This is a genomic window from Kribbella swartbergensis, assembly GCF_054784135.1.
Window position 1 is genome coordinate 1 of sequence record NZ_BAAGPM010000064.1, and the last position, 24678, is coordinate 24678.

Annotated in this window: 25 protein-coding genes; 6 read left to right on the forward strand and 19 right to left on the reverse strand. The window is 69.9% G+C overall.

Annotated elements, in window-relative coordinates; genetic code table 11:
* Nucleotides 1-312: 312 nt before the first annotated feature.
* The 5 genes from ACYVOK_RS34505 to ACYVOK_RS34525 all read right to left on the reverse strand — a co-directional run bounded on the left by ACYVOK_RS34505 (nt 313) and on the right by ACYVOK_RS34525 (nt 4656).
* On the reverse strand, nt 313-1257 hold the full coding sequence (locus ACYVOK_RS34505) for a S1C family serine protease (protein WP_460666808.1): 945 nt from the start codon (nt 1255-1257) through the stop codon (nt 313-315).
* Between the two features lie 51 nt (nt 1258-1308).
* Entirely contained in the window at nt 1309-2247 is a 939-nt protein-coding gene (locus ACYVOK_RS34510) for a VWA domain-containing protein (protein WP_460666809.1), read from the reverse strand.
* Entirely contained in the window at nt 2244-3188 is a 945-nt protein-coding gene (locus ACYVOK_RS34515) for a DUF58 domain-containing protein (protein ID WP_460666810.1), read from the reverse strand. The genes ACYVOK_RS34510 and ACYVOK_RS34515 overlap by 4 nt, the downstream gene beginning before the upstream one ends.
* Nucleotides 3185-4219 carry an AAA family ATPase gene (locus ACYVOK_RS34520; protein WP_460666811.1) on the reverse strand — a complete coding sequence of 345 codons (1035 nt, stop codon included), beginning with the start codon at nt 4217-4219 and terminating at the stop codon, nt 3185-3187. Before ACYVOK_RS34520 ends, ACYVOK_RS34515 begins: the two co-directional genes overlap by 4 nt.
* 104 nt (nt 4220-4323) lie before the next feature.
* Nucleotides 4324-4656 (reverse strand): hypothetical protein, encoded by a 333-nt coding sequence (locus tag ACYVOK_RS34525; protein WP_460666812.1) that lies wholly within the window; start codon nt 4654-4656, stop codon nt 4324-4326.
* A gap of 126 nt (nt 4657-4782) precedes the next feature.
* Between ACYVOK_RS34525 and ACYVOK_RS34530 the strand changes: the two genes are divergently transcribed.
* Nucleotides 4783-5475, forward strand: coding sequence for a response regulator transcription factor (locus ACYVOK_RS34530; protein WP_460666813.1), 693 nt, complete (start codon nt 4783-4785; stop codon nt 5473-5475).
* The gene (locus ACYVOK_RS34535; RefSeq protein WP_460666814.1) at nt 5472-6755 is read left to right on the forward strand and encodes a sensor histidine kinase; all 1284 of its coding nucleotides are present in this window, start codon (nt 5472-5474) and stop codon (nt 6753-6755) included. The genes ACYVOK_RS34530 and ACYVOK_RS34535 overlap by 4 nt, the downstream gene beginning before the upstream one ends.
* Here the strand turns inward: ACYVOK_RS34535 and ACYVOK_RS34540 are convergent.
* The 8 genes from ACYVOK_RS34540 to ACYVOK_RS34575 form a co-directional block, all read right to left on the reverse strand.
* Nucleotides 6752-7186: a hypothetical protein gene (locus ACYVOK_RS34540; RefSeq protein ID WP_460666815.1), complete on the reverse strand. Its 435-nt coding sequence runs from the start codon at nt 7184-7186 to the stop codon at nt 6752-6754. The two genes, ACYVOK_RS34535 and ACYVOK_RS34540, sit on opposite strands and share 4 nt — an antisense overlap.
* 361 nt (nt 7187-7547) lie before the next feature.
* Nucleotides 7548-7949 carry a DUF3592 domain-containing protein gene (locus ACYVOK_RS34545; RefSeq protein WP_460666816.1) on the reverse strand — a complete coding sequence of 134 codons (402 nt, stop codon included), beginning with the start codon at nt 7947-7949 and terminating at the stop codon, nt 7548-7550.
* A 165-nt stretch (nt 7950-8114) separates the two neighbouring features.
* A complete protein-coding gene (gene xylB, locus ACYVOK_RS34550) occupies nt 8115-9545 on the reverse strand; it encodes a xylulokinase (RefSeq protein WP_460666817.1) in 1431 nt (476 codons plus the stop codon).
* Between the two features lie 137 nt (nt 9546-9682).
* The gene (locus tag ACYVOK_RS34555; RefSeq protein WP_460666818.1) at nt 9683-10717 is read right to left on the reverse strand and encodes an NAD(P)-dependent alcohol dehydrogenase; all 1035 of its coding nucleotides are present in this window, start codon (nt 10715-10717) and stop codon (nt 9683-9685) included.
* Nucleotides 10717-12189, reverse strand: coding sequence for a mannitol dehydrogenase family protein (locus ACYVOK_RS34560; protein WP_460666819.1), 1473 nt, complete (start codon nt 12187-12189; stop codon nt 10717-10719). Before ACYVOK_RS34560 ends, ACYVOK_RS34555 begins: the two co-directional genes overlap by 1 nt.
* Complete coding sequence (locus ACYVOK_RS34565) at nt 12186-13028, reverse strand: carbohydrate ABC transporter permease (protein ID WP_460666820.1); 843 nt, start codon at nt 13026-13028, stop codon at nt 12186-12188. The genes ACYVOK_RS34560 and ACYVOK_RS34565 overlap by 4 nt, the downstream gene beginning before the upstream one ends.
* Nucleotides 13025-13909, reverse strand: a complete 885-nt coding sequence (locus ACYVOK_RS34570) for a carbohydrate ABC transporter permease (protein WP_460666821.1) — start codon at nt 13907-13909, stop codon at nt 13025-13027. Before ACYVOK_RS34570 ends, ACYVOK_RS34565 begins: the two co-directional genes overlap by 4 nt.
* Nucleotides 13910-13992: 83 nt before the next feature.
* Nucleotides 13993-15357 carry an ABC transporter substrate-binding protein gene (locus tag ACYVOK_RS34575; RefSeq protein WP_460666822.1) on the reverse strand — a complete coding sequence of 455 codons (1365 nt, stop codon included), beginning with the start codon at nt 15355-15357 and terminating at the stop codon, nt 13993-13995.
* A 159-nt stretch (nt 15358-15516) separates the two neighbouring features.
* Here ACYVOK_RS34575 and ACYVOK_RS34580 point away from each other — a divergent pair, with 159 nt between their 5' ends.
* Both ACYVOK_RS34580 and ACYVOK_RS34585 read left to right on the forward strand, forming a co-directional pair.
* A complete protein-coding gene (locus ACYVOK_RS34580) occupies nt 15517-16485 on the forward strand; it encodes a sugar-binding transcriptional regulator (RefSeq protein WP_460666823.1) in 969 nt (322 codons plus the stop codon).
* Nucleotides 16478-17263: a phosphotransferase gene (locus ACYVOK_RS34585; protein ID WP_460666824.1), complete on the forward strand. Its 786-nt coding sequence runs from the start codon at nt 16478-16480 to the stop codon at nt 17261-17263. Before ACYVOK_RS34580 ends, ACYVOK_RS34585 begins: the two co-directional genes overlap by 8 nt.
* Here the strand turns inward: ACYVOK_RS34585 and ACYVOK_RS34590 are convergent.
* Entirely contained in the window at nt 17223-17504 is a 282-nt protein-coding gene (locus tag ACYVOK_RS34590) for a hypothetical protein (RefSeq protein ID WP_460666825.1), read from the reverse strand. The two genes, ACYVOK_RS34585 and ACYVOK_RS34590, sit on opposite strands and share 41 nt — an antisense overlap.
* A gap of 80 nt (nt 17505-17584) precedes the next feature.
* Between ACYVOK_RS34590 and ACYVOK_RS34595 the strand changes: the two genes are divergently transcribed.
* Nucleotides 17585-18184, forward strand: coding sequence for a uridine kinase family protein (locus ACYVOK_RS34595; RefSeq protein ID WP_460666826.1), 600 nt, complete (start codon nt 17585-17587; stop codon nt 18182-18184).
* Nucleotides 18185-18309: 125 nt separating this feature from the next.
* Nucleotides 18310-18969 (forward strand): hypothetical protein, encoded by a 660-nt coding sequence (locus tag ACYVOK_RS34600; RefSeq protein ID WP_460666827.1) that lies wholly within the window; start codon nt 18310-18312, stop codon nt 18967-18969.
* A 2-nt stretch (nt 18970-18971) separates the two neighbouring features.
* Here ACYVOK_RS34600 and ACYVOK_RS34605 read toward each other — a convergent pair whose 3' ends face one another.
* The 5 genes from ACYVOK_RS34605 to ACYVOK_RS34625 are packed head-to-tail and all read right to left on the reverse strand — an operon-like array spanning nt 18972 to nt 24588.
* Nucleotides 18972-20246, reverse strand: coding sequence for a thymidine phosphorylase (locus tag ACYVOK_RS34605; protein ID WP_460666828.1), 1275 nt, complete (start codon nt 20244-20246; stop codon nt 18972-18974).
* Nucleotides 20243-20704, reverse strand: a complete 462-nt coding sequence (locus ACYVOK_RS34610; RefSeq protein ID WP_460666829.1) for a cytidine deaminase — start codon at nt 20702-20704, stop codon at nt 20243-20245. Before ACYVOK_RS34610 ends, ACYVOK_RS34605 begins: the two co-directional genes overlap by 4 nt.
* Nucleotides 20705-20708: 4 nt before the next feature.
* Nucleotides 20709-21971 carry an ABC transporter permease gene (locus ACYVOK_RS34615; RefSeq protein ID WP_460666830.1) on the reverse strand — a complete coding sequence of 421 codons (1263 nt, stop codon included), beginning with the start codon at nt 21969-21971 and terminating at the stop codon, nt 20709-20711.
* Nucleotides 21968-23077 carry an ABC transporter permease gene (locus tag ACYVOK_RS34620; RefSeq protein WP_460666831.1) on the reverse strand — a complete coding sequence of 370 codons (1110 nt, stop codon included), beginning with the start codon at nt 23075-23077 and terminating at the stop codon, nt 21968-21970. The genes ACYVOK_RS34615 and ACYVOK_RS34620 overlap by 4 nt, the downstream gene beginning before the upstream one ends.
* On the reverse strand, nt 23077-24588 hold the full coding sequence (locus tag ACYVOK_RS34625) for an ABC transporter ATP-binding protein (protein WP_460666832.1): 1512 nt from the start codon (nt 24586-24588) through the stop codon (nt 23077-23079). Before ACYVOK_RS34625 ends, ACYVOK_RS34620 begins: the two co-directional genes overlap by 1 nt.
* Nucleotides 24589-24678 lie beyond the last annotated feature (90 nt).

Sequence of the window (24678 nt, forward strand, 5' to 3'; positions counted from 1 at the left end):
GGTGCGGTGGGTGGGTGGTGCGGTGGGTGGGTGGTGCGGTGGGTGGGTGGTGCGGTGGGTGGGTGGTGCGGTGGGTGGGTGGTGCGGTGGGTGGGTGGGAGTTGGAGGTTGGTCGACGAGCCCCCACGACGGCCTCCACGCCGTCCACCGGCCTCCCCACCCTCCGCCGCAGGAGGCGGTCCATCGGCCTCCCCTACCCGCACCGCCGCAGGCGGTCGGTTCGCCGGTCCGCCGGCCTCCCACACTCACCGCCGCAGGCGGTCGGTTCGCCGGGGGCGACCCGCCGCCGGAGGCGGTCAGTTCGGCCGGGGGTCAGTTGATGAGGCCTTCGACGATTGTTTTCATGCGGTCTACGGGGATGGCGAAGCCGATGCCGATGTTGCCGGAGCGGGAGGTGGTGCCGAGGGTGGCGATCGCGGTGTTGACGCCGACCACCTGACCGGCGGTGTTGACGAGCGGGCCGCCCGAGTTGCCCGGGTTGATCGCGGCGTCGGTCTGGATCGCCGACTGACGGTTGCCGTTGTCACCGAACCGCGCCTGCCGGTCGACCGCGCTGACGATCCCCGCGGTCACCGTTCCTTCCAGGCCGAGCGGTGAGCCGACGGCCAGCACCGGGTCGCCGACCCGCAACTGTGCGGACCGGCCGAGCGTGAGCGCGCGCAGTCCCTCGGCGTCGGCGGCCGAGACCTGGAGTACGGCGAGGTCGTTGTCCTCGTCCGACCCGATGACCTCGGCGTCGACCCGCCGGCCGTTCGACAGGACCAGCGACACATCGCTCGCTCCTTCCACCACGTGTGCGTTGGTGACCACGTGCCCCTGCTGGTCGATCGCGAACCCGGACCCGGTCGCCCGGCCGGCCCGCACCGACACCACACCGGGCAGCACACTCGCCGCCGCCGCGGTGATGGAGCCCTGGGCGGCCGCGGGTGGTGCGGCCGCCTGGGGCAGTTCGACCGCCGCGGACTCGGGATCACGCGATCCCGTGACCGCGCCGGCCAGCCCGCCGGCCACGATCGACAGCGCGACGCTGGCGACCAGGATCCGCCCGCGACGTGCCGCCGTACTTCCGGCGGAGACGGGAGGGGGGTCCGTCACCCCGGCCTGAGGTGCCGCGGCCGGAGAGGGGGGAGCCGACCCAGCGGAAGCCGGGGTGACGGAGAACGGGCCCTGCGGCGCCGGTGCGGGCACCGGCTGCGCAGGGGGTGGACCGGGCGCGTAGTGCGGCCCGCGGAACGGGTGACCGAGATGAGGGCTCATCAAAGGCTCCTTCACGGCTCGAGGGAGGCGTTCACGGCTGGCGCTCACGACTCAGGGGAGGCGCGAGAACCAGAGCAGCGAGGCCAGCGCGGCCAGCAACGCCGCGACCAGGGCGATTCCCGCCACCAGGTTGGTGATCTCGCGTGGTTCGGTGGTCCAGCCGATCGACGACTGGAGGTCGGAGTAGACGTTTCGCAGTTCCTCGTCGCTCTCGGCGGAGTACGCGGAACCGCTGGTCGCGTCGGCGAGGCGTTCCAGCGCCTCGGTGTCGGCGGGGACCGGGATGGTCCGTCCGTCGATGTCCACGGTGCCGTCCGGTGTCCCGAAGGCAATGGTCGACACCGGTACGGCGGCCTGCGTCGCGGCCTCGACCGCTTCGTCGATCGGGCGGCCGGAGGTGTTCGCGCCATCGGACAGCAGCACGATCCGGGCCGGCGGCGGGTCCTCGGGATCGATCGAGCGAACCGCCTGCAGGCTGGTCAGGACGGCGTCGCCGATCGCCGTGCTGTCGGTCATCGAGAGGCTGTTGATCGCGTCGATCGTGGCCTGGTGATTGGTGCTCGGCGGTGCGACCACGGTCGCGGTCCGGGCGAACGAGACCAGGCCGACGTTGAACTGGTCCGGCAACTCCTGGACGAACTCGACCGCGGCGCTCTTGGCCACGTCGAACCGATTCGGCGCGACGTCGGTGGCCGCCATCGAGTTGGAGATGTCCATCGCCACCACGACGGTGGCGCGTTCACGGGGCACCCGGATGTCGGCGACCGGCCGGGCGATCGCGATCGTCAGCACGGTCAGTGCGGCCAGGAACGCGACGGCCGGCGCGTGCCGGCGCCAGCCGGGCCGGGTCGGTGCGACCTTCTCCAGCATCGGCAGGGTCGCGAACCGGACGGCGTACTTGCTGCGGCGGCGCTGGGCGACCAGGTAGGCGGCGATCAGCGCCGCCACCAGCACCAGCAGCCAGAGCCACAGGGGTTGCTCGAATCTCATCGGATACCGGTCCTTCCCATCGGGTTCCGGCGGATGCTCGCTCGCCGGCGGGCGGTGGCGAAGGCGGCCACGTCGCGGACCCAGTCGGTGTCGGTCCGCAGGACGAGGTGCGCCGCGCCGGCGGCCCGGAGGTCGCGAGCGGTCTGTTCACGTTTGGCTGTCATCGCGTCGGCGTACCGCCGGCGCAGTCTCTTGCTGCTGGTCTGCACCTCGCGCCGCCGGCCCGTCTCCGGGTCGACCAGCGTGAGCAGGCCGACCTCGGGGAGTTCGAGTTCGCGCGGGTCCAGCACCTCGACGGCGATCACCTCGTGCCGGGCGGCCAGCCGGCGCAACGGGTCCGCCCAGGTGTCGTCGTGGAAGTCGGAGACGACCACGCGCAGCCCGGGGCGCGGGTGCTCGCGGTTGAACCGGGTGACGGCCGCGCCGAGCGGGACGGCCGGGTGCTCGCCGGGAGTTGCCCTAGGCAACGACAACAGCGTTCTGAGGGTACGGCGGAGTGCCGCGGCCCCACCGACGTCGGGGACCCGGGACAGGTGGTCCCCGACGGCGATGCGGACGCCGAGCCGGTTGCCGGGCCGGTCGGCGAGCAGGCCGACCGCCCCGACCACGGCGATCGCGAGGTCCCGCTTCTCACTGAGCGCGGTGCCGAAGTCCATGCTGGCCGATGCGTCGAGCAACGCCCAGGTCTCCAGCTCCCGCTCGGCCAGCGGGGCACGGACGTGCGGCTCGAGCGAACGGGCGGTGACGTTCCAGTCCATCCGGCGGACGTCGTCCTGGCCGGCCTGGTACGGACGCGCCTCGTTCGGCTCGCTGCCCGGACCGCTCCGCAGCCCGGTGATCTCACCGTGCAGGAACCCTTCCAGCTTCCGCTTCACCGAAAGCTCCAGCGTCCGCAAAGCGCGCTCCCGCCCCTTGATCAGGTCGGGACCCGTGTCGGTCATGCCGCCGACCCCTGGGCATCGTCCGCCGGGACGACGTGTGGCTGCTCGACGGTGTGCAGGATGCGGGAGACGACGGAACGAGGGTCGACTCCGTCGGCGAGGGCGTCGAAGGTGAGGACCAGACGATGCGCCATGACGTCGAGTGCGACGTCGTACACGTCGGCCGGCAGGACGTAGTCCCGCCCGCGCAGCAACGCCAGCGCCCGTCCGGCGGCGACCAGACCCAGCGTCGCCCGGGGACTGACACCGAACTCCAGCACGCCTTGCAGATCGTCGATGCCGTACTGCTGCGGAACCCGGGTCGCATGCACCAGGCGTACGACGTACTCCGCGACCGCGTTGTGGACGAACACGTCATCCGTTGCCGCCTGCAACTGAGCGACCTGCTCCGGCGTGAGCACGCCGTTCGCGTGCGGCCGGTGCGAGCTCATCCGCTGCAGGATGGTGAGCTCCTCGAGCGGGCTGGGGTAGTCCACGGTGATCTTCAGCAGGAACCGGTCCCGCTGCGCCTCGGGCAGTGCGTACACGCCGTCGGACTCGATCGGGTTCTGGGTCGCGAGGACCAGGAACGGGTCCGGCAGCCGGTAGCTGGTGCCGCCGATGCTCACCTGGTGCTCGGCCATTGCCTCGAGCAACGCCGACTGCACCTTCGCCGGTGCCCGGTTGATCTCGTCGGCGAGGACCAGGTTCGCGAACACCGGGCCGAGTTCGGTGTCGAACCCCTCCGCCGACGGCCGCCAGATCCGGGTGCCCATGATGTCGCCGGGGACCAGGTCCGGGGTGAACTGCAGCCGCGCGAACCGACCGCCGATCACCTCGGCCAGCGTCCGCACCGCGAGCGTCTTCGCGACGCCGGGCACACCCTCCAGCAGGCAGTGACCGCGGGCCAGCAGGCCGACCAGCATCCGCTCCACCAGATGGTCCTGGCCGACGACGACCCGCTTCACCTCGAACAACGCATGCTCGAGCAAGGCCGACGAAACCCCGACCTCACCCCGCCGAGCCTCTTGCCTTTCCACACCTACCTCCATGTGATCTCTCCGCTCGAACTCCGAAAGCCGGGGCCTCGCCCCCGGATCCGGGCGTCTCAGGACACCCGGATCCGGGGAGCCCAGGGCGGTTGGGTCCGCGTCTGTCATGCGTTCTCGGCCGCGTCCGGCTGGGTCTGCTCGGGCTGGGTCTGCGGCTGCGACGGCTGGGCCTGACCCTGCTGGCCCTCGCCCTGGCCCTGTCCGTTCTTCTCCGGGCAGTCGTAGCCGTCGCGGCCGGCGCTGCCGTCGTTCGGCGTACCCGGGGTGGCGTTCTCCGAGCCGGTGCCCGGCGACGGGGAGGTGGCGCCCTCCTCGATGGTCACGTAGCCCTGCTCGGGTGCCGGGTCGTCGGTCGCCGCGTACGCGATCCCGCCGACGCCGAGTGCCGCCATCGCGACGGCGGCACCGAGTACGAGCCGTTTACCTGGGACGTTCATCAAGAACTCCTTCTCGTCGATTGGCCCCAAGACCATCAAAGGAGTGCGAAAACGACCGGAAAGCAGAACGAAAGTCCGGCGAAAGAGCAGGCTGGACGACACCGCGCCGACGGCTACCTTGGTGTCGTGCGACTACTGGTGGTGGAGGACGAGGAAGGCCTGGTCAGCGCGCTGCGCTCCGGACTCGGCCGGGCCGGCTATGCCGTGGACACGGCGACGACCGGTGCCGAGGCGATGGAGAAGCTCGCGACCACGGCGTACGACCTGGCGATCCTGGACATCACCCTGCCGGACACCAGCGGCCTCGACCTGTGCCGCGCCGTACGCCGGGGTGAGATCGAGGTGGCGTCCGGCCGGGAACTGCGGGTGCTGATGCTGACCGCGCGGGCCTCGCTGGCGGACCGGGTCCGCGGGCTCGACGAGGGCGCGGACGACTACCTGACCAAGCCGTTCGCGCTGGTCGAGCTGCTCGCCCGGATCCGCGCCCTGCTGCGCCGCGACGTCACGAACGGAACGACGCAGCTGCACGTCGGCGACCTGGTGCTCGACTCGTCCCGCCACCTCGCGACCCGGGCCGGGCGAGAACTTCCGTTGACGCTCAAGGAGTTCGGCGTACTGCGGTACCTGATGTCGCGACCCGGTCACGTGGTCTCGGCCGAGGAACTCCTCGAGCACGTCTGGGACGAGAACGCGGACCCCTTCACGCAGAGCGTCCGGGTGACGGTCGGAACGCTGCGCCGCAAACTCACCCAGGAAGGCGAAGAACCCGTCCTGGAAACCGTCATCGGCCGCGGCTACCGCCTCAGAGGTGACTCATGAAATCGCTGCGTGCCAAGATCCCGCCCTGGGCTCAGACGATCCGGTTCCGGCTGACGTTGACGTATTCCGCCGTACTGATCGCGTTGTCGGCGTTGCTGCTCGGTGGCGTGTACGTCGCGCTGTCGGCCTACCTGGACCCGAAGCCGCTGAACCCGATCACCGTCAACAAGGTCTACAAGGACTCGAACGGGAACCTGAAGGTCAAGGAAGGCCACGTCATCGAGGCCGCGGAGCTGTCCAGCATCGAGTCCGCGGTCAACTACCAGACCCTGCAGTCGCTGCGGAACTATTCGGCGGCGGGGATGGGCGCGCTGTTCCTGGTCAGTCTCGGCACCGGCTGGTGGTTGTCGGGCCGGGCGCTGCGTCCGGTACGGCGGATCACCGCGACCGCCCAGGAGATCTCGGCCACCGACCTGTCCCGGCGGATCGCGCTGGACGGACCGCGGGACGAGTTGCGGAACCTGGCCGACACCGTCGACGACATGCTCAACCGGCTCGAGTCGGCGTTCGTGGCGCAACGGCAGTTGGTGGACGACGCGTCGCACGAGCTGCGCAATCCCTTGGCGGTGATCCAGGCGAACGTCGACGCGGTCCTCGCACACGACGACACCACGCACGAGGACCGGGCCCAGGCGATCGCGATCGTGAGCCGGGCGATCCAGCGGATGACCCGGCTCGTCGAGGACCTGCTCGCGTCGGCCCGCCGTTCGTCACCGGCGTTCGTCGACGCCGACGTGGACCTGGCCGCGATCGCCGGCGAGGCGGCGGAGGAGTACGAACTGCTGGCGGCCGATCGCGAACTACACGTCGTACGGCGTCTGTCGCCGGGGCCGATCGCTGCCGGGGACGCGTCCGCGCTGCGGCGGGCGGTCGACAACCTGCTCTCCAACGCGGTCCGGCTGGCCCGCGGTGGAAGCGAGTTGGTGCTGGCTGTCGGCAGCCGCAACGGCTGGGCCTGGATCGCCGTACGCGACGAAGGTCCCGGGATCGCCGCCGAGGACGCCGACCGCGTCTTCGACCGCTTCTACCGTTCCGGCCAGCGCCAGCCGCCCGCGACCGTGCCGTCGACCGGTCAGCGCCGCGCCGGACTCGGTCTCGCGATCGTCCGCCAGATCGCCGAATCCCACGGCGGGACCGTCGCCCTCCACTCGGAGGTGGGTGTCGGCAGCACCTTCGTCATCTGGCTCCCCGAACGCTCCCTCACCAACGCCACCCGACGCACCCCGACGCCACCCACAGAAGACCCCCTCGGCCCCCGCCACGTGGCAGACCCGCTCTAAAGCTTCAACAGTTGCCGGGTCCGTGAATCGATCTCCGCACCGGCGGAGGCCGAGTGCCGGATGCCGTTGTAGACGAGGTCCCACAGCTGTTGGTTCGACTCCAGTAAGCCGAGTGGGAGGGTGAGCCGCTGGTTGTTCGGCCCGACGATCCGCAGCGCTCGGCCCCGGATCGAGTCGGTGACGCTGATCGAGCGCAGTTCGTAGAGCGGCAGGTCGAGGCCGTCCCCGTCCGCGTCGACTTCGGCGACGGAGCGAGCGCCCGCACGCAGGATGACGGTCGGGTCTGAAGCGGCGCGCCAGAAGAACAGCAGCATCGCGCCGGCCACAATTCCCGCCAAGATCAGGTAATGAAGCGGCCGATCCCCCGCGGCGAACCACATGATGACGGCTTGTACGACGCTCACCGGCAGCACGGCCACGAGCGCAGCCAACACGGCCCACCGCCACCGTCCGCTCGGGCGCCGAGCCGCAACGCTCTCGAGCAGGGGATCACCTTGCCCGGTGGACGGAACGAACAACCGGTCGGCGACCTGATGGTGAGCCGCCGTCACCCGGAACCGTTCGGCATCCCAGGCCCCCACCACCCGCGGCGCGGCAGGCGGCCTCGGCTCCCCGAACTGGTCAGGCACAGGAGGCAACACCCCGCCCGCCATCCACCCCACCTCCACATCGCCGCACCCCGAGTGTCACCTAGCCGGGGGAACAATCCGGGCCGTGACACCTTGCTGCCGCTTGACGGCTGCGTGTCCTCAGGGTGTTGTCCCCTGCCGCCAAAGTGAGATCGCGCCCCACTCACGGCTTCGCCTGCGGACACGCAGCGGCTCGGCGTCGTCCGCCGCGGAACCGGAAAGTGCCGATAGTGAGCATCACGAGTGACGAACCGCCGAAGAACACGCCTGGCAGCCAGTAATCGAAACCGTAGTCGGCGGCCTGGAGGCGAGTCGGCTCGGCCGGGTCGTAGACCACCTGAATGGTCTTACCGGTCTCGGCCTCCAGGTAATTCGAGGTGCTGGTCTCGACAGTCAGGCCGTCCCGGGTCACGAACCGCACGTCGATCCGCTCGGCCGACCTCCCAGCCTGGTACTCGTCGACAACCTTCGCCTCGACAACCACGCCCCGTCGCTGGAGCAGATAGAGGTCCTCGATCTCGGAGTACCCGACCCCCGCCAAGACGACGGCAGCGACGACACACATCAAGCCCACGCGGTCGAAGTGCCACCGCCCTCGGGTGCGACGTCGCCAGCGCCGCTTTCCGTGCCGGTTCTTCGTCGAAGGCTCTGCCACTGTTCCCACCACCCCGTTTCAGGCGTACGACGTAGCGCGCACCCGATCGGCTCCGGGTGTACGGCGTACGGGTTGTCAGCGGTTGTAGGGGGTGGAGAGGACGGGGCGGGTGTTGGTGAGGACGTGGGAGTAGAGGGCGCGGACGGTGGCGGCCTCGGCGTCGGTCATGGTGGAGGGTTCGGGTTTGCCGGTGGGGATCTGCCAGGTGGGTGGGGTGTCGGCGCCGGAGAGTGCCCAGGCGGCTTGGCGGGCGGCGCCCAGGGCGACGTACTCGGCCGGCTCGGGGAGAATGACCTCGGCGCCGAGGAGGGCCGGGGCCAGGGCTTGGACGGCCCGGGACCGGGCCGCACCGCCCAGCAACAGGACGCGCTGGACGGGAAGACCCTGAGCGCGGAGGGCGTCGACAGCGTCGGCCAGGCCGCACAGCAGACCCTCGACGGCGGCCCGGGCCATCGTCTGGGGTTGCATCGTCGCCCGGGTCAGTCCGTAGATCAGACCGGTCGAATGCGGCAGGTCCGGCGTACGTTCCCCATCCAGGTACGGCAGCAGCACGAGGCCGTTCGAGCCGGACGAGGTCAGCGCGGCCTCGTTGAACGTCTCGAGGTCCATGCCGAGCAGTTCAGCCGTGGCGGACAGGACCCGGGCTGCGTTCAGCGTGCAGACCAGCGGCAGGTATCCGCCGGTGGCGTCGGCGAAGCCGGCGACGAGCCCGCTGGCGTCCGAGGTCGGGGTCGCCGACCGGGCGAACGCCGTACCACTCGTGCCGAGGGAAACCGCGACGTCACCCGGCTGCAAGTTCAGCCCGAGAGCGGCCGCCATGTTGTCACCGGTGCCGGCGGCAAGCGCGGCACCGGAGGCGGTCTGCCCGACGATCTCCGCGGGCCCGGCAACGCGCGGCAACTGCAGCGACCGCCCGAAGGCAAGCTCGACCAGGTCCGGCCGGTAGTCGTTCGTGAACGGCGACCACCAGCCCGTCCCGGACGCGTCGCCGCGGTCGGTGCTGATCCCGTCGATCCCGCGACGGTCGGCAGCCAGCCGGTGCGTGAGCCAGTCATGCGGCAGTACGACGGCCGACGCACGAGCCGCCGCATCGGCCGCGGCCCGGCGGACCCACCGCAGTTTGGTCACCGTGAAACTCGGCACCGGCACCGAACCGATCGCCGCAACCCATTCCGACGGACCACCGAGCTCCGAGACGAGCTCGACCGTGGCGTCGGCGGACGAGGTGTCGTTCCACAGCACGGCCGGGTGGACGACCTCACCGGTGTCGTCCAGCAGGACCATGCCGTGCTGCTGACCGCCGATCGAGATCGTCTCGACGCCGTCGAGCAACCCGTCGGACGCGATCTCCCACGCCTTCCACCACTCGGCCGGATCCACCTGGGTCCCGTCCGGATGCGGTGCGCGACCTTCCCGCAATACCTCGCCTGAGTCGGCGTCGCACACGACCACCTTCGTCGCCTGCGTGGAACAGTCCACACCGGCGACAAGCCTTGGTTGACTCATGTTTCGGCCTCCTCGTGAGCGCGGGCGGAACCAACCCTAACCGCCCGCGCCACACCGCGTACGGCGCTGTCCACAAGCGGCCCGGCACCCGCAGCCGGACCGGGTGTGGCCGCAGGTGCCGGGGGTCCAGGGACCGCTCACCCTCCGGGACGGACCATGGCCTTGATCGCCGCAGGGTCCCGGCGCGACGCGGCCAGCGCCTCCGGCGCCTGCTCCAGTCCGTGCCGGCTCGTCACCAGCCGGTCCAGATCGACGCGGCCGCTCGCCACCAGGTCGATCGCCGTCGGCCAGGTGTTCGCGTAGCGGAAGGTCCCGGTCACCTCGATCTCATGCTCCTGCACGTACGACAGCGGCAACGGCAGTTCGTCGCCACCCATCCCCACGAGGACGGCACGGCCGGCCGCGGCGAGAGCGCGGATGCCCTCGGCGACGACGGGTGGATGACCCGAGCACTCGAGCAACACCGTCGGCGACCAGTCCAGCTCGGCCAACCTCGCCGTACGGGCGTCGATCACGTCGGTGGCACCAAGCTCCGACGCCACCGCGAGGCGTGCGGGATTCACGTCGGAGACCGCGATCCGGGTCGCGCCGAGCGCCCGCGCGACCTGGACACACAGCAGTCCGATCGCTCCGGCGCCGGCGACCAGCACCCGGGAACCGGCACCCACCCTGCCCTTGCCGCAGGCCCAGACAGCCACCGACAACGGCTCCAACAGGGCCGCCGCCTCGTCGCTCACGCTGTCCGGTACGACGTGCGCCATCGCCTGATGTACGACGACCAGCTCGGCGAAGGCGCCGTCGATCGGTGGGGTCGCGAAGAACCGCATGTCCGGACACAGGTTGTACCGGCCGGCGAGGCACTGCTCGCAGGTGAAGTCCGGCCGGCCGGGCTCGATCGACACCCGGTCGCCGATCGTCCGGCCGGTCACTCCCGGGCCGAGCTCGACGATGACCCCCGACGCCTCGTGCCCGAGGACGAGGGGCTGATCGACGACGAACCTGCCGATCCGGCCGTGGTCGAAGTAGTGCGTGTCGGACCCGCACACCCCGACGGCGGCCACCTTCACCAGGACCTCGCCGGGCCCCGGGCGCGGCGCTGCTCGCCGCTCCGTGACCACGTCGCCGACGCCACGCAGTACGGCCACCCGCATGGTGGCATCGTCGACAGCCATCAACCCGCCAGGTCTTCGAGGGCCGCCCGGGCGCCGCGTTCGTGCAGCGACCGCAGAGCCGAGGTGTACTCCGCGACGAAGCGCGGATCCGAGGCCAGGTCACCGAAAAGGTCCGGATCCGAGATGAACACCAGCGGGTTCTCCCGGTTGTGCCGCGCCCGCTCCATGACCTTGTCCTTCAACCGATCCACCACCACGATCGGCTCGCCCTGCTCGTCGACGCCCTCGGCGTACCGCGCCCAGGCTGCGACCACCAGCGCCGATCGCTTGATCTCCCGCCCGGCCGCCAACTGCTCACGGACGACCGGCAGCAACCACTTCGGGATCCGGTCCGAGCTCTCCGCGCACAACCGGGCGAGCGTGTCCCGCACCTCCGGGTTCGCGAACCGCTCGATCAGCTGATGCTTGTAGCGATCGAGGTCGACCCCGGGCACCGGCGGCAAGGTCGGCGTACCTTCGACGTCCATGTAGCCCAGCAGGAAGTCGACGAACAGCTTGTCCTGGCAGACCTCGTGCGCGTAGCGGTAGCCGGCCAGGTAGCCCAGGTAGCAGAGCGCCTGGTGACTCGCGTTCAGCAGCCGTAGCTTCATCAGCTCGTACGGCTCCACGTCGTCGACGAGCTGAACGCCGACGTCCTCATACGGCGGCCGATCGCCACCGAAGTCGTCCTCCAGCACCCACTGCGTGAACGGCTCGCACACCACCGGCCAGCCGTCCTCGACCGCGAACCGCTCCGCCAGCGCCGCCCGGTCCGAGTCCGAGGTCACCGGGGTGATCCGGTCCACCATGCAGTTCGGGAACCGCACCTCGGTCTCCAGGAACTCCGCGAGGTCCGGGTCCTTGAGTCGCGCGAAGGACGCCAGCATCTTCCGTGCGACGTGCCCGTTGCCGGGGATGTTGTCGCACGACATCACCGTGAACGGCGCCACCCCGGCCGCCTGCCGCCGCGCCAGCGCCTCGACGATGAACCCGAAGACGCTGACCGGCGTGGCACCCGGCTCCAGGTCCGCCGTCAGCCCCGGGTCCGAGGTGTCGAGCTCCCCGGTCACCTGGTTGACGTGGTACCCGCCCTCGGTGATCGTCAGGGACACGATCCGGGTCGCCGGGTCGACGAGACGGTCCAGCACCGCCGACGGGTCGTCGGGCGCGAACAGGTAGTCCACGATCGACCCGATCACCCGCGGCTCGAGCGTCCCGTCCGGGTACTTCACCACCAGCGTGTACAGGTGGTCCTGCGCGGTCAGTACGTCGTACATCCGCCGGTCCTGCGGCAGTACGCCGACCCCGACGATGCCCCAGTCGAGCGCCTTGCCGTCGTTCATCAACCGGTCCAGGTACATCGCCTGGTGGGCCCGGTGGAAACCGCCGACCCCGAAGTGCACGATCCCCGGGCGTACCGCCGTCCGGTCGTACGACGGCACACCGACCTCGTTGCCCAGGGCATCCAGAACCTTCGACGAGAGCACAGTCACTTGACCGCCCCCAGCGACAGCCCCTGGACGAGTTTGTCCTGGGCGGCGAACCCGGCGATCAGCACCGGCAGCGACACCACGATCGACGCGGCACAGACTTTGGCGAGGAACAGTCCTTGGCTGGTCACGAACCCAGTCAAGAACACCGGGGCCGTCTGCGCCACCGTGCCGGTCAGCACCCGGGCGAACAGCAACTCGTTCCAGCTGAAGATGAAGCAGATCAGCGCCGCGGACGCGATGCCCGGTGTCACCACCGGCGCGACCACCGATCGCAGCGTGCGGGACAGGTTGGCGCCGTCGACCGAGGCGGCCTCGAGGATCTCCACCGGCACCTCGGACAGGAAGCTGCGCAGCATCCAGACCGCGATCGGCAGGTTCATCGAGGTGTAGAGGATGATCAGCAGCCAGATGTTGTCCAGGAACCGGACCGACTGCGCGAACAGGTAGATCGGCAGCAGGCCGGCCACCACCGGCAGCATCTTGGTGGACAGGAAGAAGAACAGGACGTCGGTCCACTTGCGCACCGGCCGGATCGACAGCGCGTACGCCGCCGGGAACGCGAGCAGGATCACCAGCGCGGTGGACAGGATGCTCGCGGTCAGCGAGTTCGCGATCGACGGCCACGGCCCGGTGTCGAAGAACGACCGGTAGCCGTCCAGCGTCAGCGGCGCGGCCAGGTCGGGCGGGTTCTTCGCCGCGTCCTCCTCGGAGTGGAACGACGTCAGCAGCATCCACAGCACCGGCAGCACGAACAGGATCCCGACGATCCAGGCCAGCCCGGTCAACGCGAATCCGCCGCGGCTCTTCCGCCCCTTCACCATGGTCACCTGGCCGGTCATCGCCCGGTCTCCTCTCGGAACAGCGTGGACACCGACCGCAGCGCCAGTGTCGCGATCACGATGGTGCCGATCACCACGATCACGCCGGCCGCGGAGGCCCGACCGTAGTCGTGGGCGGTGTAGAAGGTCTGGTAGATCGTGTACGGCAGGTTCGCCGTACCGAGGCCGCCGGACGTGATCGTGAAGACGGCGTCGAAGTTCTGCACGACGTAGATCGAGCCGAGCAGCGCGGACAGTTCCAGGTACTGCCGCAGGTGCGGCAGCGTCATGTAGCGGAAGATCTCCCACTGGTTCGCCCCGTCGATCCCGGCCGCCTCGATCACGTCCAGCGGACGGCTCTGCAGCCCCGCCAGCAGGATCAGCATCATGAACGGCGTCCACTGCCAGACCAGCGCGAAGATGATCGCCCACAACGGCTGGTTGCTGATCCAGTCCGGCTGCGGCGCGTTGTCACCGAAGATCCACCTCAGCACGCCGTTGAACAGCCCGTACGTCGGGTTGTAGAGCGCGTGCTTCCACAGCAGGGCCGCGGCCACCGGTACGACGAGGAACGGCGTGATCATCATCGTCCGGACCACGCCGCGACCGCGGAACTTCCGGTCCAGCAGCAACGCGATCAGCAGCCCGAGGACCAGGCTAATCAGGACGACGCCGGCGGTCAGCAGGATCGTCACCCAGATCGCGTTCCGCGTGTTCGCGTCGGTCAGCACGCGGCGGAAGTTGTCGACGCCGGCGAACCCGCGCTCCTCGGGGTAGTAGGCGTTCCAGTCCATGAAGGACACGATGATGGTGACCACGAACGGCAGCTGGGTCACGATGATCATGAACACCAGCGCCGGCATCAGCGGCGCCCGCCGGGCCCAGTCCCCGGTCTTGCGCATCACGGAGCCCTCCGGAGGCGGCGGAGGGGCATGGCGACGCCCCGGCCGTGTTTCAGTGTCGACGGACATGTGAACCGCTCCCCTCACTTCGCTTCGCGCGAGCGATAGCGCTCGGCGACGTCGTCGGCGAGCTCCTGCCCGCGTTTCAGCGCATCCTCGACGCTCATCCGACCGGCGATCGCCGAGCTGACGTCCTGACTGACCTGGGTGCCGAGATCCGGGAACTCCGGGATGTCGACGAACTGGATCCCGAGCGCCGGCCGCGGCTGGGTGCCCGGGTTGCGCGGGTCGGCGGTCTCGATCGCCTGCCGGGTCGGTTCCGCGAACGCGGCCGCTTCCTTCAGGTACTGCGGGTTCTCGTACGTCGAGGCGCGCTTGCCGGCCGGGACGCGGGACCAGCCGAGCTGTTCACCGACGAGTTGCTCGTACTCCTTGCCGGACGCCCAGGAGATGAACTTCCAGGCGTTGTCCTTCTTCTTGCTGGCCTCCTGGATGCCCCAGGCCCAGGCGTACAGCCAGCCGGAGCTGTCGGTCTTCACGACCGGCGCCGGCGCGTACCCCATCTTGCCCTTCACCGGAGAGTTCGGCGCCTCCAGCGATCCGGCCGCGGAGGTGGCGTCGTACCACATCGCCACGTTGCCCTGGATGGTGTTGTTCAGGCACTCGGTGAAGCCGGCCTGCGGTGCGCCGAGCTCGCCGTGCGCGCGGACCAGGTCGACGTAGAACTTGGTCGCCTCGGTGAACTCCGGTGCGTCCACCTTCGCCTGCCAGTCCTCGGTGAACCAGGTCCCGCCGAAGGTGTTCACCACCGTGGTGAGCGGCGCGAACAACTGGCCCCAGCCGGGCTGGCCGCGCAGGCAGATCCCGCGCATCCCGGGCTGGGCGTTGTCCACCTGGGCCGCGATCTCGGCGACCTGGTGCCAGGTCGGTTTGGCCGGCATCGTGATGCCCTTCGCGGCCAGCACGTCCTTGCGGTACATCAGGAACGACGACTCGCCGTAGAACGGTTCGCCGTAGATCTTGCCGTCCTCACCGGTCAGCGAATCGGTCATCGGTTTCAGTACGTCGTCCTGGTCGAAGGACGGGTCGTTGGCGATGTAGTCCGAGAGCGGCGCGATCCACTTGCTGGTCGCGTAGATCGGGATCTCGAAGTTGCTCAGCGACGCCACGTCGTACTGACCGGCCTGGCTGGAGAACTCCTGACTGATCTTGTCCCGGACGTCGTTCTCCGGCAGCACGGTGAAGTTGACCTTGATCCCGGTCTCCTTCGTGAAGTGCTCGGCGGTCAGTTGCTGCAGGTCGACCATCTGCGGGTTGTTCACCATCAGCACGTTGATGCTGTCGGCCCCGCCGCCGCCCGCACCGCCGCCCCACCCGGCACAGCCGCTGACCGCAGTCACCAGGAATGCGATCGCGACCGCCCAGAGGCGTTTTCGCTGTCCCGACACGAGCCGCTCCTTCACCGTCCGAGGGGTTGCTCATTTGAGCAGGGCTCTGCTCACGTAGACGAGTGAACCGGGGAAGCCATTGACCTGTCAAGAGTCTGTGCAACACTAGGGCGCAGGCCTGCTCATATGAGCGGGGGCTAGCGACGGCGGGGAGGATCCATGGAGTCGAGCACCTTCGGCCCGGCACAGCTGGTGCTGACCGCGTCGATCGCGCGCCGGTACTACGTCGACGGGCGATCGAAGGTCGAGATCGCCGACGAGTTCCGGTTGAGCCGGTTCAAGGTGGCCCGGCTGCTGGACCAGGCACGCAGCAGCGGGCTGGTGCGGATCGAGATCAGCCACCCCGGTTCGATCGACCTGGACCTGTCGGCCCGGCTGCAGGAGGCCCTCGGACTCCGGCGGGCGATCGTGGTGGACACGCCCGAGGAGGATCCGGCCGCGCTCCGGCTCCAGCTCGGCAAGGCGGCCGCGGACCTGTTGTCCGAGATCGTCACGGCGGACGACGTACTCGGGCTCGCGTGGGCCCGGGCCGTCACGGCGATGACCGAGCAGTTGACCTCGCTGGCCCCGGTTCCGGTCGTCCAGCTCACCGGTGCACTGACCCGGCCGGACGTCGAGGCGAACTCGGTCGAGCTCGTGCGCCACACGGCTCGCCTGTCGGGCGGGCCGGCGTACCTCTTCTACGCACCGCTCGTCGTGCCCGACGCCGCCACCGCGCGGGCGCTGCGGCAGCAACCGGAAGTGGCCGAGGCGATCAGTCACTTCGAGTCCGTCACCAAGGCGGTCGTCGGGCTCGGTTCGTGGACGGCCGGCCAGTCGACGCTGTACGACGCGATGGACGAGAAGGCCCGTGAGCAGTTGCGCCGGCGCGGCGTCGCCGCCGACATCTCGGGGGTGTTCGTCAGCGCGGACGGCGAGCCGGTGCAGAGCCGCGTCACCGACCGGGTGATCGCGATCAGCGCCGCACAGATGGCGGCGATCGACGAGGTGATCGCGATCCCCTACGGAATGGCGAAGGTCGAGGCCGTCCGGGCCGCTGTCCGCAGCGGTCTGGTCAACGGAGTCGTCACCCACAGCCCGCTCGCCAAGGCGCTGCTGGACGAGACATCCTTGGCAAGTGATGGGTGAGGCAGAAATCGCGCTCCTCGGCGGCACCGCCAACCGTGGTCTGGTCGTCCGCGTCGGCGATACCGTACGTCGTCCGCTGCGTCCGAGCAGTCCGGCGACACACGCACTGCTTCAGCACCTCGAGCGGGTCGGCTTTTCCGGCGCACCGCGGTTCCTCGGCGTCGACCAGGAGGGCCGCGAGGTGCTGTCGTACCTACCAGGCCAGACGGTGACGGCGCCGTACCCGCCCTGGTCGATGACGGATGCCGCGCTCGAGAGCGTGGCCCACCTGCTGAGTCGCTACCACTCCGCGGTTGCGGACTTCTCCCCCGACGGTCACGAGTGGGCCGAGCCGGTGCCGGCGCAGTACGTGGACGGTCTGGTCAGCCACAACGACCCGAACCTGGACAACATCGTGTTCCGGGACGGGGTGGCGGTCGCGCTGATCGACTTCGACCTGGCCGGACCGGGCTCGGCGCTGTGGGACGTGGCGGCCGCGATCCGGCTCTGGGCGCCGCTGCGCCCGGACGCCGATATCGCCGACGTACGCCGCGGCCGTACGTTCACCCGCCTGCGGCGCTTCGCGGACGCCTACGGGCTCAGTGAGGCCGACCGTCTTCGGCTGGTCGACGCGGCGGCCGACAACCACAGCTGGTGCATGGACTACGTACGGCGCGGCGCGGAGACCGGCCACCCGTGGTTCCGCCAACGCTGGACCACCGGCGAGGCCGACCTCACCGACCGGACCAACACCTGGTTCACCGCCCAGGCGGAAGCTCTTCGCCGCGCGCTGCTCTGATCTCCACCTCGGCCTCGGCGACCCCGTCGCAGTACGACTCCTGCATCCTGCGACCTCGGCGAGTCACCGCGCCGATCGCGAACAACACAGCCGCGAGCGCATCCAGTACAGCGGTCGCGACGATCGGCCAACCGTGCACGTCCGCATACGAACCCCACCCCCGAAGTACGCCCACGACCGATACAGCCAGGAAGACCGCGATGACGGCATAGCACGCCGCACCCAGTTTCAGCTTCGGCACGGCGGCTCCTCAGGTTGTCTACCCGCATATCGCGGGATGCTGGTTGGTTGTTACCGCAGGCAGTGGCAGAGAATGGGCCGGTGAGTTCGCGTGTGGTGTTGCTAGCGGGTCCTTCGGGGACGGGGAAGTCACACCTGGCCGAGCTCGTCGGACTGCCCGTCGTACGACTGGACGACTTCTACCGCGACGGCGACGACGCGGCGATGCCGCGCTCCCCGCTCGGCATCGTGGACTGGGACGACCCGCGGTCGTGGGACGCCGACCGGGCCGTCGCGGCGCTGGAGACGCTGTGTACGACGGGTACGGCGGACCTGCCGATCTACGACATCGCCGCGGACGGCACGGTCGGGCACCGGCCGGTGTCCACCCAGGGATCGCCGCTGATCATTGCCGAGGGCATCTTCGCAGACCAGATCGTCCGCGCACTGCGCGACCGCGGCCTGCTGGCTGCCGCGATCTGCGTCCGGCACCACCGGCTCGTCACCTTCGTCCGGCGGTTCCACCGGGACCTGCGGGAGCACCGCAAACCGCCGTTCACCCTGCTCCGCCGCGGTCTGCTCCTGCTCCGCGACGACCCGATCGTCGTCCGCCGCTGCCTCGACGCCGGCTGTGAACCCCTGCATCCCAAACCCGCCCGCCACCGCATCGAAGCCCTCCTCGCCGAAGCCCGCTCCCACTAGCTTCCCGAACCGCCCGGCTCGGGCCGACGGGTGAGATGGTTGGCCGGGTGTTCGTGCGGAGTTCACCTGGATCTGATCCGATCGGCGTGATGCTCTCGGGGTGAGAAGTCGGACGGAGAAGAACCGTGAAGCGGACTGCGCCAGGCTTCGCCGCCGTGGTGACCGCGCTGATGCTCGGCGTGACAGGATGCGGGAGCGACGCCGGCGCCTCGACCGGCATTCTGCAGACACCGTCGGCGACCAAGGCGCCCACGGCGACGCGGGACAAGGCGCCGAAGGGCACGCTGGCCGGGCTCGTCGTACTGCCGCGCGGGTACGTCGCCGGTCCGCAGGGTGACGGTGGGGCGTTCGACGCCGCCACGTTCCTCGACAACTGGTCCGCCGACCCGGCCGTGGACCGGGCGCTGCTGCTGAACGCCGGGTTCGTCGAGGGGTACCGCGCCAGCCGGTTGAGCCCGGACAGGAAGAAGCGGTTCACCGTGCAACTCTTCAAGGCGGCGACACCGGCCAAGGCGAAGGTGCTGCAGCAGGGGTTCTGGAGCCAGGACACCCACGAGGCCGGGTTCGGGGTGCGGAACGCGCTGAGCGACGCACGAGTCGAGTACGACGGCGGGACCGGTCAGTCCGAGGCCGTCGCGGAGGTCAGCTTCGTCGTCGGCTCCCTCGTCGCCGAACTCACCGTCCGCCAGACCGGTGCCCTCGGCACCGACCTCCGCCCCGACACCGCCCTCCTCGAAACCCTTACCCGGCAACAGCGAGCCCGCCTGACCACCGGCTCCAGCTGACGTCAGCCGATGCGGTCGATCACCAGCGGGCCGGGCTCGTAGGACGTCGAGACCTCGACCGCGTCGGTCAGGGACTCGAGGGCGCGGTCGAAGCGGGCCGGGTCGTCGGTGTGCAGGGTCAGCAACGGCTGCCCTTCGGCCACCTGGTCACCGGGCTTGGCGTGCCACTCGATCCCCGCGACCGGGGAGACCGGGTCCTCCTTGCGGGCGCGGCCGGCACCGAGGCGCCAGGCGGCCACACCCACGGCCAGGGCATCCAGCTTCGACAGGATTCCCGAGGAGGGCGCGGGGACGACGTGCTGCTCCCGCGCGACCGGCAGGTCGGCGGAGGTGTCGCCACCCTGGGCCGCGATCATGGTGCGCCAGACGTCCATCGCCGTACCGTCGCGGAGCTTGTCGGCGGGGTCGACGTCCGTGACGCCCGCGGCCGCCAGCATCTCCCGGGCGAGGGCGACGGTGAGCTCGACGACGTCGGCCGGTCCGCCACCGGCCAGAACCTCGACGGACTCGCGGACCTCCAGGGCGTTGCCCGCGGTCAGGCCGAGTGGGACGGACATGTCGGTGAGCAGGGCAACGGTTTTCACCCCGGCATCGGTGCCGAGCGCAACCATTGTCTCGGCCAGCTCGCGCGCGTCGGGCAGGTCCTTCATGAAGGCGCCCGAGCCGACCTTCACGTCCAGCACCAGCGCGCCGGTGCCCTCGGCGATCTTCTTGCTCATGATCGAGCTGGCGATCAGCGGGATCGCCTCGACCGTCCCGGTCACGTCCCGTAGCGCGTAGAGCTTCTTGTCGGCCGGCGCCAGCCCGTCACCGGCGGCGCAGATCACCGCGCCGACCTCCTCCAGTTGCCGCATCACCTCGTCGTTGGACAAAGTGGCCCGCCAGCCCGGGATCGACTCGAGCTTGTCGAGCGTGCCGCCGGTGTGGCCGAGCCCCCGCCCGGACAGTTGCGGTACGGCGACGCCGCACGCCGCCACCAGCGGGGCCAACGGCAGCGTGATCTTGTCGCCGACACCGCCCGTGGAGTGCTTGTCCGCGGTTGGCCGGGACAGCGTGCTGAAGTCCATCCGCTCCCCGGAGGCGATCATCGCGGCGGTCCAGCGGGCGATCTCGCGCCGGTTCATCCCGTTCAGCAGGATCGCCATCGCGAGCGCGGACATCTGCTCGTCCGCCACGTCGCCGCGGGTGTAGGCGTCGATCACCCAGTCGATCTGAGCGTCGCTCAGCTCGCCCCGGTCCCGCTTGGTGCGGATGACGTCGACGGCGTCGAAGCTCATGACCCCTCCAGGTCCTCGGGCCCGAACGCGTCGGGCAACAGCTCACGCAGCGGCCGGCTGCCACCGGCCGACTCGACCAGGAGGTCCGGCCCGCCGTGTTCGTACAGCAACTGGCGGCACCGTCCGCACGGCGCCAGCAGGTCACCGTGCCCGTCGACACAGGTGAACGCGATCAGCCGCCCGCCGCCGGTGTTCATCAACTCCGAGACCAACCCGCACTCGGCGCACAGGCCCAGGCCGTACGACGCGTTCTCCACGTTGCAGCCGGTCACGACCCGCCCGTCGTCGACGAGCGCCGCGGCGCCGACCGGGAAGCGCGAGTACGGCGCGTAGGCCCGGCTCATCGCGTCGACCGCGGCCGACCGGAGCACCGGCCAGTCGACGGTCGCCGACCGGTCGACGGTCGAACGCTCGTCGACGGTCGAACGCTCGTCGACGGTCGAAGGCTCGTCCGGCACGGCGCTAACCCGCCTGACCGCGTCGATATCTGAGTCCGTCGGCGGCAGGCATCCGGAGCCGTTGGGCGGCCAGCCCGAGGACCAGGATGGTCGTCACGTACGGCGTCATCCGGGTGAAGTCGGCCGGGACCTCGTCGGTGGTGAAGAACCAGATCGCGAAGCCGATCGCGATCACCAGCGACGTGATCGCGGCGATCCTCTGTCCGCGGCGGTACTGCAGCACGGCGACGCCCAGCAGGATGATCGCGACGATGATCAGCAGCGCGTGGACCGCCTCGCCGCCGGCCCGCAACTGGAGCGCGTCGGTGTAGCCGAACAGGGCCGAGCCCATCACCAGACCGGCCGGACGCCAGTTGCCGAAGATCATCGCGGCCAGGCCGATGTAACCACGGCCGCCGGTCTGCCCGTTCTGGTAGATGCCGGACGAGACCAGCGCGATGAACGCGCCGCCGGCCCCGGCGATGGCGCCGGAGGTCAGTACGGCGATGAACTTGTAGCGGTAGACGTTGACGCCCAGCGTCTCGGCCGCCACCGGGCTCTCACCGCAGGACCGCAGCCGCAGGCCGAACGCCGTACGCCACAGCAGCAGGGCGCTGCCGACGATCAGCACGATCGCCAGGATCGTCATCGTCGACAGCCCGGTGGTCACCGCGGCGACCACGGAGGCGAGGTCGGAGACGACGAACCAGTGCTTGTCCTGCAGGGTGATCATCGCGTCCGAGATCCCCGGGATCGTGATCGACAACGGGGCGTCGAGCGGCGGCGACTGGGTCGGGCCACCACCTTGCAGGCCGGAGAACCAGGTGTCCGCCAGGAAGGCGGCGGTGCCGAGCGCGATGATGTTGATGGCGACACCGGAGACGATGTGGTCGACGCCGAACGTCACCGTCGCCAGCGCGTGCAGCGCGGCGCCGATCATGCCGAAGATCATCGCGCCGACGATGCCGGTCCAGGGCCCGTACCAGTAGCCGAAGTAACCGGCGCCGATGGTGCCGAGGATCATCATGCCCTCCAGGCCGATGTTGACCACACCGGCTCGCTCCGACCACAGACCGGCCAGCGCCGCCAGGGCGATCGGGACCGAGGCGTTGACCGCCTCGCGCATGGTGCCGGCCGAGTCGACCTCGTGCGCGCCGGTCAGCACCCGGACCGCGGAGATGAGCAGCAGGCCGATGAGCAGCCAGAGCCAGATGCTGATCCGCCGCCGGGGCACGAGCGCCTCGGACGGGGCTCCGGCGGGCCGGAGCTCTTCGGGAGCCATCGTCATCGGGTCGCCTCCGGGGTCGCCTCGGCCGGGACCGAGCTACTGAGTTCCGCTGCCACCTGCCGCTGCTCCAGCGCGGTCCGGTACCGGCGTACCACCTCGTAGGCGATGACGACGGCGAGCACGATCACGCCCTGGCTGATCGCCACGATGTCCGGCGAGACCCGCGCCTTGATCTCGAGCAGGTTGCTCTGCTCGGTCAGGTAGGAGAACAGCAGCGCGCCGAACGCGATGCCGATCGGGTTGTTGCGGCCGAGCAGCGCGACCGCGATCCCGGCGAAGCCGATGCCGCCCTGGAACGTGGTGCCGTAGCTGTGCGAGCTGCCGAACAGCAGCGGCAGGCCGATCAGGCCGGCCACCGCACCCGAGATCATCAGTGAGACGACCACCATCCGGCGTACGTCGATGCCGCTGGCGACGGCCGCGCTGGCCGACGTACCGGTGGCCCGCAGGTTGAACCCGAACTTCGACCGGTTCAGCAGGACGGCGTACGCGATCCCGCCCAGGACGGCCAGCAGGGACAGGCCGAGCAGCTCGTTCGGGGCCCCCGGCAACAACGGGATCCCGGGCACCCAGCTGTCCCGCGGGATCTCCTCGGTGGCCAGGTTGCTGCCCGTGGACACGCCGACCTTGCGCAACAGGTACGCCGTGAGCGAACCGGCGATCGCGTTCAACATGATCGTCGAGATCACTTCGCTGACCCCACGGGTCACCTTCAGGACACCGGCCAGGGAGGCCCAGATCGCGCCGACCACCATCGCCAGGGCGATGGAGACGACCACGTTGATCGGACCGGGCAACCAGCCCTGGGCGGCGAAGACCGCGGCGGTGAACACCGCCATCTGGTACTGCCCCTCGACGCCGATGTTGAACAGGTTCATCCGGAACCCGATCGCGGCCGCCAGGCCGGACAGGTACAGGATCGAGGCGTTGTTCAGGATGTTGATGACGTTGCGTTCGGCCGGCGCCGAGAAGATCGTGCTGAGAAAGCCGGAGACCGAACTGCCCGCGATCAGCAGGATCACGCAGGTGATCAGCAGGGCGGCGACGATGGCGAGCACCGGCGCCGCCAGGGCCAGGCCGATTCGCCGGACGTCGAGCTTGCCCATCACTCCTCTTCTCCGGCACCTGTCATCGCGGAGCCGAGCTGCTCCGGGGTGACCGTGTCAGGATCGAATTCGCCGACCAGCCGGCCGCGCAGGATCACCTGGATCTGGTCCGACAGGCCGATCAGCTCGTCCAGGTCGGCGGAGATCAGCAGCACCGCCAGTCCCTGGCGCCGGGCCTCCCGGATGTGGTCCCAGATCGCGGCCTGGGCGCCGACGTCCACGCCCCGGGTGGGATGGGACGCGATCAGCAGCACCGGATCGCCGCTCATCTCCCGGCCGACGATGAACTTCTGCTGGTTACCGCCGGACAGTGCCCGGGCGGTCGTCTCGATCGACGGCGTCCGAACGTCGTACTGCTCGACGATGCGCTCGCTGTCGTTGCGGGCGCCGGCCTTGTTGATCCACGGTCCGCGCACGCTCGGCGACCGGTCCTGGTGACCGAGGATCCGGTTCTCCCAGAGCGGGAAGTCCAGCAGCAGGCCGTGCCGGTGGCGGTCCTCGGGGATGTAGCCGACACCGGCGTTGCGGCGGGCGGCGGTGGACCAGTCGGTGATGTCCTCCGCGCCGAGCAGAACCCGCCCGGAGGTCGCGGGCCGGATTCCCATCACCACCTCGACCAGCTCGGTCTGACCGTTGCCCTCGACACCGGCGATGCCCAGCACCTCGCCGCGGTGGATGCGCAGCGAGACGTCGTCCAGCAGGTTCCGGTCCCCCGCTCCGGCCAGGGTCACCTTCTCGAGCGTGAGCTGGACGTCCTCGGTGACGGTTGATTCTTCCGTGCTGGGCGACGGCAGCTCCGAGCCCACCATCAGCTCGGCCAGCTGGCGCGCGGTGACGTCTTCCGGCCGCACCGAGGCGACGGTCGTGCCGCGCCGCATCACCGTGACGTCGTCGGCCACCGCGAGTACCTCGTCGAGCTTGTGCGAGATGAACAGCAGGGTGTAGCCCTCGGCCTTGAGCTCGCGCAGGTTGCCGAACAGCGCGTCGACCTCCTGCGGCACCAGGACGGCGGTCGGCTCGTCCAGGATGATGATCTTCGCGCCGCGGTAGAGGACCTTGAGGATTTCGATTCGTTGCCGCTGGCCCACACCGAGGTCCTCGACGAGGTCGTCCGGTGAGAGGCCGAAGCCGTAGGCGCCGGAGAGTTCCTTGATCTTGGCGCGCGCCCGGTCGCCGATGCCGTACAGCTTCTCGGCGCCGAGGACGACGTTCTCCAGCACGGTGAGGTTGTCGGCCAGCATGAAGTGCTGGAACACCATGCCGACACCGTGCTTGATCGCGTCGGCCGGCGAGTGCAGCACGACCTGGTCGCCGTTGATCTCGATCGAGCCCTCGTCCGGCTTCTGCACGCCGTACAGGATCTTCATCAACGTCGACTTGCCGGCGCCGTTCTCCCCCACCAGGGCGTGCACGGTGCCGGTCCGGACGTCGATGTCGACGTCGTGGTTGGCCACCACACCGGGAAAGCTCTTGCCGATTCCCCTCAGCCGGACGGCCATCGTCTGAGTCATGGTGTCGATGTCGCACGCTCCCAGATGCCTGCGGCGACCTCGGTGTCGCCGCGACGAGCCGCGGGCTCGGGCCAGAACGCTACCGCGTCA